This window comes from Halomonas qinghailakensis, from assembly GCF_025820815.1.
In the GTDB taxonomy this organism is placed as follows: Bacteria; Pseudomonadota; Gammaproteobacteria; order Pseudomonadales; family Halomonadaceae; genus Vreelandella; species Vreelandella qaidamensis.
On record NZ_CP096973.1, the window covers coordinates 2,603,698 to 2,614,929 of the forward strand.

9 protein-coding genes and 1 pseudogene are annotated in these 11,232 nt (G+C 52.4%); 7 read left to right on the plus strand and 3 right to left on the minus strand.

Going from position 1 to position 11,232, the window contains the following annotated elements:
• The first annotated feature begins 41 nt into the window (after positions 1-41).
• Positions 42-820, plus strand: a pseudogene (locus M0220_RS12070) (tellurite resistance TerB family protein).
• The gene (locus M0220_RS12075; RefSeq protein WP_030073627.1) at positions 820-1,308 is read left to right on the plus strand and encodes a phosphatidylglycerophosphatase A family protein; all 489 of its coding nucleotides are present in this window, start codon (positions 820-822) and stop codon (positions 1,306-1,308) included. The pseudogene M0220_RS12070 and the gene M0220_RS12075 overlap by 1 nt, the downstream one beginning before the upstream one ends.
• A 124-nt stretch (positions 1,309-1,432) precedes the next feature.
• Here M0220_RS12075 and M0220_RS12080 read toward each other — a convergent pair whose 3' ends face one another.
• The 3 genes from M0220_RS12080 to M0220_RS12090 form a co-directional block, all read right to left on the minus strand.
• Positions 1,433-2,815, minus strand: a complete 1,383-nt coding sequence (locus tag M0220_RS12080; protein ID WP_264017753.1) for an NAD-dependent succinate-semialdehyde dehydrogenase — start codon at positions 2,813-2,815, stop codon at positions 1,433-1,435.
• 198 nt (positions 2,816-3,013) lie between these two features.
• Positions 3,014-3,598: a peptide-methionine (S)-S-oxide reductase MsrA gene (gene msrA, locus M0220_RS12085; protein WP_198023736.1), complete on the minus strand. Its 585-nt coding sequence runs from the start codon at positions 3,596-3,598 to the stop codon at positions 3,014-3,016.
• Between the two features lie 201 nt (positions 3,599-3,799).
• Positions 3,800-4,702, minus strand: coding sequence for a LysR family transcriptional regulator (locus tag M0220_RS12090; RefSeq protein ID WP_264017754.1), 903 nt, complete (start codon positions 4,700-4,702; stop codon positions 3,800-3,802).
• 137 nt (positions 4,703-4,839) lie between these two features.
• Here M0220_RS12090 and M0220_RS12095 point away from each other — a divergent pair, with 137 nt between their 5' ends.
• The 5 genes from M0220_RS12095 to M0220_RS12115 all read left to right on the plus strand — a co-directional run bounded on the left by M0220_RS12095 (position 4,840) and on the right by M0220_RS12115 (position 11,205).
• Positions 4,840-6,351: a CoA-acylating methylmalonate-semialdehyde dehydrogenase gene (locus M0220_RS12095; RefSeq protein ID WP_030073623.1), complete on the plus strand. Its 1,512-nt coding sequence runs from the start codon at positions 4,840-4,842 to the stop codon at positions 6,349-6,351.
• Positions 6,352-6,377: 26 nt separating this feature from the next.
• Positions 6,378-8,045, plus strand: coding sequence for a GMC family oxidoreductase (locus M0220_RS12100; RefSeq protein WP_264017755.1), 1,668 nt, complete (start codon positions 6,378-6,380; stop codon positions 8,043-8,045).
• Between the two features lie 190 nt (positions 8,046-8,235).
• Positions 8,236-8,439, plus strand: a complete 204-nt coding sequence (locus tag M0220_RS12105) for a cold-shock protein (protein ID WP_009101184.1) — start codon at positions 8,236-8,238, stop codon at positions 8,437-8,439.
• Positions 8,440-8,696: 257 nt separating this feature from the next.
• A complete protein-coding gene (locus M0220_RS12110) occupies positions 8,697-10,466 on the plus strand; it encodes an SLC13 family permease (RefSeq protein WP_264017756.1) in 1,770 nt (589 codons plus the stop codon).
• A 73-nt stretch (positions 10,467-10,539) separates the two neighbouring features.
• Positions 10,540-11,205 (plus strand): alpha/beta hydrolase, encoded by a 666-nt coding sequence (locus tag M0220_RS12115; RefSeq protein ID WP_030073614.1) that lies wholly within the window; start codon positions 10,540-10,542, stop codon positions 11,203-11,205.
• Positions 11,206-11,232: the final 27 nt, after the last annotated feature.

Sequence of the window (11,232 nt, forward strand, 5' to 3'; positions counted from 1 at the left end):
CTAGCGAGCCCTAGAGATACTATCCACTTAGGAGTGCAAGGATGAACGCAAGCAAGATTTTACAACACAGTTGATGAAGCAGGCCAGCGGTAGCAGAAGTAGTGGAAACAGTAGTGGAAACAGCGGAAACGGTATCGATGTTAAAGGCGTTATTGATGGGCTGTCGCGCCAGCTAGGCGGTGGCAGCAGTAGCGCAAACCAAGGCTCGCGGCAAGGGGGCGGCTCTAGCGGTTTTGATATGAAGAGCCTATTAGGTGGTGGCGCAATGGGGCTGCTCGTTGGCTCTAAGCGTGGCCGTAGCATGGGCGGCAAAGCGCTCAAGTACGGCGCGATTGCTGGGGTGGGCATGCTGGCCTGGAAAGCATGGCAAAGCTCCCAGGAAGGAAAAAATGGTGCTAATCCGTCAAACGCTGCTCAAAACGCCGCATCCGAAGGTGAGCGAGTAGAGGCGCTTAGCGGTGAGTATCAAGAGCGGCGTAGTCTCGAACTGTTGCAAGCAATGATTATGGCGGCGAGAGCCGACGGCCATATTGATGAACAAGAACAGGCGCTCATCACAGAGCAGATCGACGCGTTAGGTGCCGATCAGGAGATGCACCGCTGGGTCGAGCAGCAGCTCAACGCCCCACTGGATGCCCAGGCACTTGCCCGGGAAGCTGACTCCCCTCAAGCTGCCCGCGAGATGTACTTGATTAGCGTCGCGGTGACGGATGAGCAAAATCCCATGGAGCGCGCTTGGTTGGATCAATTGGCAAGTGCGCTAAATCTCTCGCCTGATATGGCCGCCGAGCTTGAACGCCAGGCGCAGCAGGCAGGTTAATGCTGGATACCATTAATTTTTGGCTAGCCACCGGCTTTGGGCTGGGGCTAGCGCCGATTGCGCCGGGTACGGTTGGTTCGCTGCTGGGCATTCCGTTAGCATGGTGGTTGTTAAGCCGACCGTTGGTGCAGCAGGGCGCTATCATGGCTGTTCTGCTGGTACTTGCTGTGCCGGTTTGCCATGTTGCTGCGTGGCACTATGCAGGACTAGATCATGGCAGCATTGTTGCTGATGAGTACTTGGCGTTCCCGCTAGTAGTGATTGGGCTACAGGCAGCACGACATCCGTTGGTGATGGCGCTGGCATTCGTTGTTTATCGTTTCTTTGATTCGCTGAAGCCGCCACCAATTCATTTGGCAGAGTATGTGCAGGGTGGCTTTGGCATTGTGTTAGACGATGTTATTGCCGCATTAGTGACGTGGGTAGTGATGGCACTAATACTGAAATTATGGCAGCGCCGAACCTCTGAACAACATTTAAGCTCGTAAAAATACCAGTAACAAAAAAAGCGCCGCTAGCTTGTTGAAAAGCTAGCGGCGCGCTCTTTTTACGGCTAATGATTCTGAGCGTTTACCGGCTTAGTCGCTAATGGTCATCGCTCTTTTACGATCATCACTCTTTAACGACAATGACCGACTTCACATTAACAAACTCCAGCATGCCGAAACCACCATGCTCACGCCCATAACCGGAATCTTTGACGCCGCCAAACGGCATTTCTGGGGTAGCAACGCCAAAGCCGTTGATAAATACCATGCCGGTATCAAAGTACTTGCTAGCAAGCTCGGTAGCGCGCTTCACATCTTTAGAGATGATGCCGCCGCCGAGGCCATAACGGCTGTCGTTGGCAATACGCATGGCGTCTTCATCGTCTTTAGCGCGAATCAGCGCTGCGACTGGCCCAAATAGCTCGTCATCGTAGGCGGGCTGGCCGGGTGTCACGTTATCCAGCACGGTTACCGGGTAAAATGCTCCTTTGCCGGATGGCTTTTCACCACCGCATAAGATTTTTGCACCTTTGCGAACACTCTCTTCCACTTGCTCATGAAGAGTATCGCGCAGATCGACACGGGCCATAGGACCAAGATCGCTATCTTCGTTAGTGGGGTCACCCGCTTTCAACGACTGCATACGTGCGACGTAACGTTCTTTAAATGTTTCGTAATTCTTTTCTGTGACTACAAAACGCTTGGCTGCAACGCAAGTCTGCCCGCCATTGTATACGCGTCCTTGAACGCAGGTCTTGATCGCCACGTCCATATCGGCGTCATCCAGCACCAGATAAGCGTCGTTTGAGCCCAGTTCCAATACCGTTTTTTTCAAGTGCTCGGCAGCTTTTGCCGCCACTTTACGACCAGCACCGTCACTACCCGTTAAAGTAACGCCACGCACTGCTTTGTGTGCAATCACCTCATCAGATACATCATGAGAAATAACAATCGTGCGGAAAACATTTTCCGGCAGGCCTGCCTCACGGTAAATTTTTTCGAGCAGTAGGCCGCTGCCAGTGACATTTTCAGCATGTTTCAGCAACACGCTATTACCCGCCATAATGTTGGCGATGGAGTAACGAACTACCTGATAAGCGGGGAAGTTCCACGGTTGTATGCCATAGATAACACCCATGGGAGAGTAAGTAACAATGCCACGCTCGCCGTTGCTGGGGTTGCGCTCTTCGTCGGCTAATGTAGTAGGGCCATGCGCTGCAGTGTAATCACAGATGCCCACGCAAAGGTCAACTTCCTGACGGGCTTGGCTAGGCAGCTTGCCCATCTCTTTTACCATTAGCTCGGCAAACTCATCTTTATGGGCGTTAAGCGCCTCGCCAATGGCTTTAACCACTTTGGCACGATGGTCAAGAGGTTTAAGCCGCCAGTCAAGAAACGCTTCATGGCTTGCCTCGACAATCTGCTTGGCTTGGCTGGCATCCATCAGCGCATAAGTTTCAAGCGTTTCGCCGGTGGTTGGATTGACGGTTGTGATGCTGTTGCTCATAAGATCTCCTATCTTTTGATCAACGGGGCGTTAAGGCATAAACCAGTCTTTAGTCGACTGGTCTATTAATGCTGACTCTCCACTTTAGTAGAAAAATAACGCTTTGCCTAATTCAATGGTTAGCGACTTAACTAAAGCGTAATCATAGGGCAGTCCCGGACAAAAAACGTTCCGTTAGATGTGCATGCTGATAGTGTGCTACTGAAATGTTGGGCCGCCTGCTTCTTCACCCCATACTTCTTCCAGACGATCATCACGACCACAGCTCAGGCGATAAAACCGGTAGCGTAGTGGATTTTTTTCATAATAATCCTGGTGGTACTCTTCAGCTTCCCAAAACTCGCTGGCAGGAGCTATCTCAGTCGCGATAGTTTGGTCAAAGCGTGCTTCCATGTCAGCTTTAGAGGCTTCTGCTAGCTCTCGTTGTTCATCATTATGGTAAAAAATGGCTGAACGGTACTGGTCGCCGCTGTCACAAAACTGACGGTCTACGGCGAAGGGGTCGATATTTCGCCAGAAAATCTCCAGCAGCTGTTCATAGCTGATTTGGCTATCGTCATAGGCAATTTGCACCACCTCGACGTGACCAGTTCCACCGCGAGAAATCTGTTCATACGTAGGGTTTTCAAGCTCGCCACCCATATAGCCAGAGATGGTGGCGCTGACGCCGGGCTGCTTATCATAGGGCGGTTCCATGCACCAAAAGCAGCCGCCAGCAAAGGTGGCCGACGCATTAGATTGAGCGTGTAACGAGGTGCTTGTTAAACCTACCGCTACCACCATGCAAAAAGCAGGCACGTGCAAAAGCGGGCGAAACGGTTTGGAAAATGGCATTAGACGAGACATTTAGGGCGCTCCAGTTTAAGGCTTTCTAGTTAGGACTTTCTAGGAACATGGCTAATTAGCTGACTGAATAGTGATTCAATTTATTAACGTAGGTTCCTAATTTTTTATACGCGCTAGATTTTATTGTACATAATCTGTCTAATTTAAACGATTTTGCCAAACCGTATCCAACGTGTCGAGTGCCGCTTTTACGGTGGGTTCTGTGGCACGCTCTTTGCGCCAGATCAAGCTGAGTGCACAGGGCAGGCGAATACTATCCGCTATCGTCAAGCCGCTTTCCTGTCGTTCGGTCATTGCCAACGCATCCCGCGCTAGGCTAAGCCCGACACCGGCGCGCACTAGATCTAGCATACATACTTCTTGGTCTACTTGAGCGACCCGATTGGGCTTGGCTCCACTTGCTGCTAACGCGTGTTTAAGTAGTCGGTGGTGTACGGAATCCGTTGGTGTAACGATCCAAGGTAGGGCAGCCAGTACTTCCCAGCGGGTGTCTGCTAGCTTGGCTTCCCAGCCAGCTGGGGCGACGATGTGATAGTGAAAATGAGTCAACTCACGCCAAGCCAGTGCTGAGTTGTCAGTTCCTTCGCCTGGCATGGCGAGATAAAAGCCTACGTCTAATTCACCCTGCTCCACCTTTGCTAACACGCTACCGCTCATGCTGTGATGCAACTCGGTTTCAAGATGGGGCGCGCGAGCCATTAAGCGGCTGAGAAATTTACCTAGGCGAATAAATTCAGGGTCTACAATCGTGCCGATTTTCAGCTTTCCTCGCAGGGTGCTATGTAAAGCGCTGGCGCTTTGTTCAAAGGCAAGCGCACTGGCAAGGGCATTTTCTGCGGCGGGCAATAAGGCATAGCCATCGGCGGTTAGCGTTAACCCCTGTGGGCGACGGGTGAACAGAGTTAGACCCAAATGCTGCTGAAGCTGCTTCAACTTTAGGCTTACTGCGGGCTGAGTAATACATAGCTGGTCAGCCGCTCGTGAAACGCTACCCGTACGTGCTACGGCGACAAATGCCCGTAGTGCTGAGTTCTCTTGCATAAGCGGCCACCTGCTACTGCTGTGTTATTAGTAAATCTTATATCTAGGTTAAAAATTACTCAATTGATTGCCATATCAAGGCGGTTAATCTATCCGCACTTACACCGTTATTTTAATTTGCTTATAAAGGTAACCAAATGACAACAACCACTATTAATCATTTTATTAACGGGCAGATCAACGAGGGTAGCTCAGGCCTTTCTCAACAGGTCTTTAACCCTGCTACCGGCGAGGTCAGCGGTCATGTGGTGTTGGCCAGCACCCAGGATGTGGACAGCGCCGTTAACGCTGCTCAAGCCGCATTTCCTGCTTGGGCAGATACCCCACCCATTCGTCGGGCGCGCGTGATGTTCCGTTTTCTGGAGCTGCTGAACGCCCATAAGGATGAGCTGGCCGAAGCGATCACCAAGGAGCACGGTAAAGTGTTTACCGATGCTCAGGGCGAAGTGGCGCGCGGGATTGATATTGTTGAGTTTGCCTGCGGCATTCCGCAATTGCTGAAAGGTGACTACACCGAGCAGGTTAGCACTGGGATTGATAACTGGACCATGCGCCAGCCGCTGGGTGTGGTCGCCGGTATCACGCCGTTCAACTTTCCGGTCATGGTGCCGATGTGGATGTTCCCGGTCGCAATTGCCACTGGTAATACCTTTATCCTCAAGCCCAGCCCACTGGACCCTAGTGCCTCGTTGATGATTGCTGATCTGCTCAAGCAGGCAGGGCTACCGGATGGCGTTTTCAACGTGGTGCAGGGCGACAAGGACAGCGTTGAAGCGCTGATTGATCATCCGGACGTCAAGGCACTGTCGTTTGTCGGTTCCACCCCGATTGCCAACCTGATCTACGAGCGCGGCGCCAAACATGGCAAGCGCGTCCAGGCGTTGGGGGGTGCCAAGAACCATATGGTGGTGATGCCGGATGCCAACCTGGATAAAGCCGTGGATGCCTTGATTGGTGCTGCCTACGGCTCGGCAGGCGAGCGTTGCATGGCCATCAGCGTGGCGGTGCTGGTTGGCGATGTAGCCGATGGTGTCGTTGCTCAGCTGGCGGAGCGTGCCAAGGCGCTGAAAGTGAAGGACGGCATGCAGCTTGATGCGGAAATGGGCCCGATTGTCACCCGTCAGGCGCATGAGCGGATTACCGGTTACATCAATAAAGGCGTAGAAGAAGGCGCACACTTGGTGGTAGATGGTCGTGAATTTAATGTCGCGCAAACAGGCGAAGGCTGTGCCGATGGTTTCTGGATGGGCGGTACCCTGTTTGACCACGTCACCCCCGAGATGACTATCTATAAGGAAGAAATTTTCGGCCCCGTGCTGGTCTGCGTACGCGTGCCGGATATCGCCACGGCGATTCAGCTGATCAACGACCACGAGTTCGGCAATGGCGTCAGCTGCTTTACCGAAAGTGGCAACGTCGCCCGTGAATTTGGCCGCCGCATCCAGGTAGGTATGGTTGGCATCAACGTCCCCATTCCGGTCCCCATGGCTTGGCACGGTTTTGGCGGCTGGAAGCGCTCCCTGTTTGGCGATATGCATGCCTATGGGGAAGAGGGCGTACGTTTCTACACCAAGCAGAAATCCATCATGCAGCGCTGGTCAGACTCCATCGACGCGGGTGCTGAGTTCGTGATGCCGACGGCTAAGTAATGCCGCCAGGTGACGGGAGCACGTCTATGCCAAACACTGCTAACAATAATTTCGACTACATTGTGATTGGCGCAGGCACCGCTGGGTGCCTGCTGGCCAATCGGCTAAGCGCTAACCCAAATAATAAGGTGCTGCTGATTGAAGCGGGTGGGCCGGATAACTACCACTGGATTCATATTCCCGTGGGCTATCTGTACTGCATCAACAACCCCCGCACGGACTGGCTGTTTCGTACCGAGCCCGACAAAGGGCTCAACGGTCGGTCATTAATCTACCCACGCGGCAAGACTCTAGGTGGCTGTTCAAGTATCAACGGTATGCTCTATCTACGTGGCCAAGCACGGGATTACGACCACTGGTCTGAGCTGACTGGAGATAACGCCTGGCGCTGGGATAACTGCCTACCGGATTTCATGCAGCATGAAGATCACCACCGGCTGGACGAGGGCGGTGACGGCGATGCTGATCATCGCCGCTACCATGGTCATGGTGGCGAATGGCGGATAGAAAAGCAGCGCTTAAGCTGGCAAGTATTGGACGATTTCGCCGAGGCGGCGGTGCAAGCGGGTATTCCACGCACTGATGATTTCAACCGCGGTGATAACGAAGGCGTCAATTACTTTGAGGTCAACCAGCGCAATGGTTGGCGCTGGAATACTTCTAAAGCGTTTCTGAGACCGATCAAGCAACGCACTAACCTAACGATCTGGCACTCTACCCACGTCAATCGTCTGCTATTTGAGCCGCAAGATGACCAACCGCGCTGCGTAGGCGCAGAGCTTCTCCGCGAGGGCAAAACGCTTAGTGTAGGGGCTAATAAAGAAGTCGTGTTGAGCGCGGGGGCTATTGGCTCGCCGCAGATACTACAACTTTCTGGGATTGGCGCGCCCGAACTACTACAACAACACGGTATTGACGTAGTGTCAGCGCTACCGGGTGTGGGTGAAAACCTGCAGGATCACTTACAGATTCGCTCTATCTATAAAGTGAAAGGGGCAAAAACGCTCAATACCATGGCCGGTACCCTGCTGGGTAAAGCCAAGATTGGTTTGGAGTACGTGTTTAAACGCACAGGCCCGATGAGTATGGCACCTTCACAGCTTTGCATTTTTACCCGCAGCTCGGATGAGTATCGGCACGCCAATATCGAATACCACGTGCAGCCATTAAGCCTGGATGCGTTTGGCCAGCCACTGCATGGGTTTCCTGCGATTACCGCCAGTGTGTGCAATCTCAACCCCACCAGCCGTGGCCGTGTGCAGATCAAAAGCCGCGACCCGCAAGCTGCCCCAGCCATCGAACCTAATTACCTGAGTACTGAGGAAGACCGCAAGGTGGCCGCAGACTCACTGCGGGTCACCCGGCGCATTGCCGAGCAGCAGGCCTTTGCAAAGTACCAGCCGGAAGAGTTCAAGCCAGGGCTTGAATACCAGAGTGACGACGATCTGGCCAAGCTGGCGGGGGATATCGGTACCACCATCTTTCACCCAGTGGGTACGGCAAAAATGGGCCGCGAAGATGACCCCATGGCGGTGGTGGATTCCAAACTGTGTGTTAGGGGAGTGACTGGTTTGCGGGTGGTAGATGCCAGCATCATGCCGACTATTACCAGTGGCAATACCAACTCTCCTACCTTGATGATCGCCGAAAAAGCAGCGGGGTGGATGATGGCAGCGGATCGGTCATCACCCTGACATTTTTTTTAACTATAGTATTGACGTGCGGCTAAGTTAAGCGCATGCTGGATGCAGTTGGTTAGCAAGTCGAACGTTGTCAGCAGTATCGAAACGCCCAAGCGTTTAGTCTGGTGAAAGTTTCTTGTTCTACCCACTGCAACTCGGGTATTACCCGGCTCTACATCAAGCTACATCGAGGATTTCGATCATGGCAACTGGTACCGTTAAGTGGTTTAACGACACTAAAGGCTTCGGCTTCATTTCTCCTGACGACAATGGCGACGACCTGTTCGCGCATTTCTCTGAAATTCAAGCTGATGGCTTCAAAACTCTGCAAGACGGCCAGAAGGTTTCCTTCGACGTCACTCAGGGTAAAAAAGGCCTTCAGGCTTCCAACATCAAAGTTCTTTAATTAGAAACGATGATGTTCGCTGTTAGCGCATAACGCTAATATGCTAAAAACCCCGCGAAAGCGGGGTTTTTTCGTTTCTGCTTAGTCAACATTCTCACACCTCACACCTCACACCTCACACCTCACACCTCACACCTCACACCTCACACCTCACATATATATTCTTTTTTGTTATTAAAGTGTTTCCAAAAATAACTTTTTAGAATATCGTCAAGGCGGCACAATGTTTCCAAGATTTTATGTTAGGGAGACAGGATATGTCGCTGGATGCTTGGATAGCCGTGGGAGTAGTGCTTACTATTTTCCCACTAATGACACTGTCTCGACTGGGGCCAGATATTATTTTGCTTGGTGCCGTCGTGGTGTTAATGACCTTGGGTGTCATTGACCCGCAGCAGGCGCTGGGCGGTTTTTCTAACAGCGGCTTGTTTACCGTAGCTTTCATGTACGTATTGGTGGCGAGTATTCGTGAAACCGGTGGTATTGACCTGATTATCCGCTATGTACTGGGTCGTCCTAACAGTGAGCGTGGTGCACTTGTTCGGCTTTTGTTACCTGTGTCTTCACTCAGCGGTTTTCTCAATAATACGCCAGTAGTGGCTACCTACATTCCGGCGGTGATGAGCTGGAGTCGACGGTTGAGGCTTTCTCCTCAACGGCTCTTAATGCCGCTCAGCTTTGCTTCCATTTTAGGCGGTACCATTACACTGTTTGGCACCAGTACTAACTTAGTGGTGCATGGTTTGTTAGTGGAGCGCTATCCTAACCTTGCTATGGGCTTATTTGACTTGGCCTGGGTAGGTGTTCCTGTTGCGCTGGTGGGCCTTGCTTATCTTATTTTCCTAGGGCCACACTTGTTGCCTTCGCGAGAGGGGATCTCAAAAGCATTTGCTAACCCTCGCGAGTTCACCATCGAAATGGAAGTAGATCCCGCAGGGGTGCTGGTTGACCGTACGGTGGAAGAGGCTGGATTGCGCCATCTTCAAGAGCTTTTTTTAGTTGAAATTGAGCGCGCTGGTAATGTGGTGAGTGTGGTGGGGCCAGGCGAGCAGCTAAAGGCAGGTGACCGACTCGTCTTTGTGGGCACCTCGGACGCCGCTGTAGAGCTACAGCAAATTCGTGGCCTGATCCCTTCTCGTGACGCGGCGTCGAGTTTGGAAAAAGAGTTCAAAGAGCGGCGCTTGGTTGAAGCAGTGGTATCGAACCAGTGCCAGTTTATTGGACAGCGTATTCGTGACGGGCGTTTTAGAACGTTGTATGGCGCTGCCGTATTGGCGATCTGCCGTGGCGGCGAGCGGGTGACTGGAAACTTAGGGCAAGTGCGTTTGCAGCCCGCTGACGTGCTGTTGTTAGAAGCGCGTCCACCGTTTATTGAGCGCCACCGACAATCGAAAGACTTTCTCTTAATCAGTGAGTTGAACGGCGCTGCACGGCCCGTGCATGAAAAAGCTCCGTTGGCCTGGGCGATTTTGTTGGGGGCTGTACTGCTGGCGGCGCTAGGTGTCTTAAGTATGCTCAATGCGGCTATGTTAGGCGCGGCGCTAGCGTTGTTAACCGGTTGCTGTTCTGTAGACGCTGCTAAGCGTGGTTTGGATACACAAGTGTTGCTAACTATTGCAGCATCTTTCGGGGTAGGGGCTGCGCTGCAAACCTCCGGCGCGGCGGACTTCCTGGCAGGCAGTGTTCTGTCGTTGGTGGCGGGTAACCCTCTGTTGCTATTAATTGCCACGTATTGCGTCGTGGCAATGTTGACCGAATTGGTGACCAATAATGCTGCTGCGGTAATCATTTTTCCGGTGGTTATGGCTGCAGCAGAAAGCCTGGGGGTTAACCCGATGCCCTATGTGGTGGCGGTAATGTTTGCTGCTTCGGCTAGTTTTTTAACGCCGATTGGTTATCAAACGAACCTTATGGTGCATGGCCCTGGCGGCTATCGGGTCAGTGATTTTTTACGTGTTGGTGGTGGCTTGAACCTTTTGACGGGGATCATTGCCTTAACTCTTATTCCACTGGTTTGGCCGCTTTAAGCAGGCAAATGACTCGCCGAACGCGTCACTTTACGCTAGGGTGGCGCTTTTAACGTCAGCAAGGAAAGAGCCCATGACAGCCCCAGGCGAACTGATTATTGAACCGCAAAATGGTCAACCCGCCGATGCGTGCGTGTTTATTATTCACGGGTTGGGTGCCGATGGGCACGATTTCGAGCCGCTAGTACCAGCCCTTACACTCCCTGACTCAGCGCATGTGCGTTTTATTATGCCCCATGCGCCGCGCTTGCCGGTCACTATTAATGGCGGCATGGTGATGCCAGCGTGGTATGACATTCTTGCCATGGACTTAGGGCGTCGGGTGGATGAAGCGCAGTTGAGAACGTCTGCTGAACGACTTCAGGCACTGATTGAAGAGCAGATTGATCAAGGGATCGACAGCCGCCGTATTATCGTCGCGGGTTTTTCCCAAGGCGGCGCAGTAGCTTATCAGGCGGCGCTTTCTTTCCCTCAGCCTCTTGGCGGACTGTTAGCTATGTCGACCTATTTTGCGACAGCCGATAGCATCGATTTAGCTGAAGCCAATCGTGATATACCTATCGAAGTACACCATGGGAATTTCGACCCCATCGTTCCTGAAACTCTGGGTCGCAATGGTGTCGAACGCTTAAAAGAAATGGGTTATACGGTTAATTATCGCCAGTATCCGATGGCGCATGCACTATGCCCGCAGCAGGTTAACGATATTGGCAAGTGGCTGAGCGAGCGTTTGGCTTAGCCGTACATTGGTTCCCTCAGCCGATGC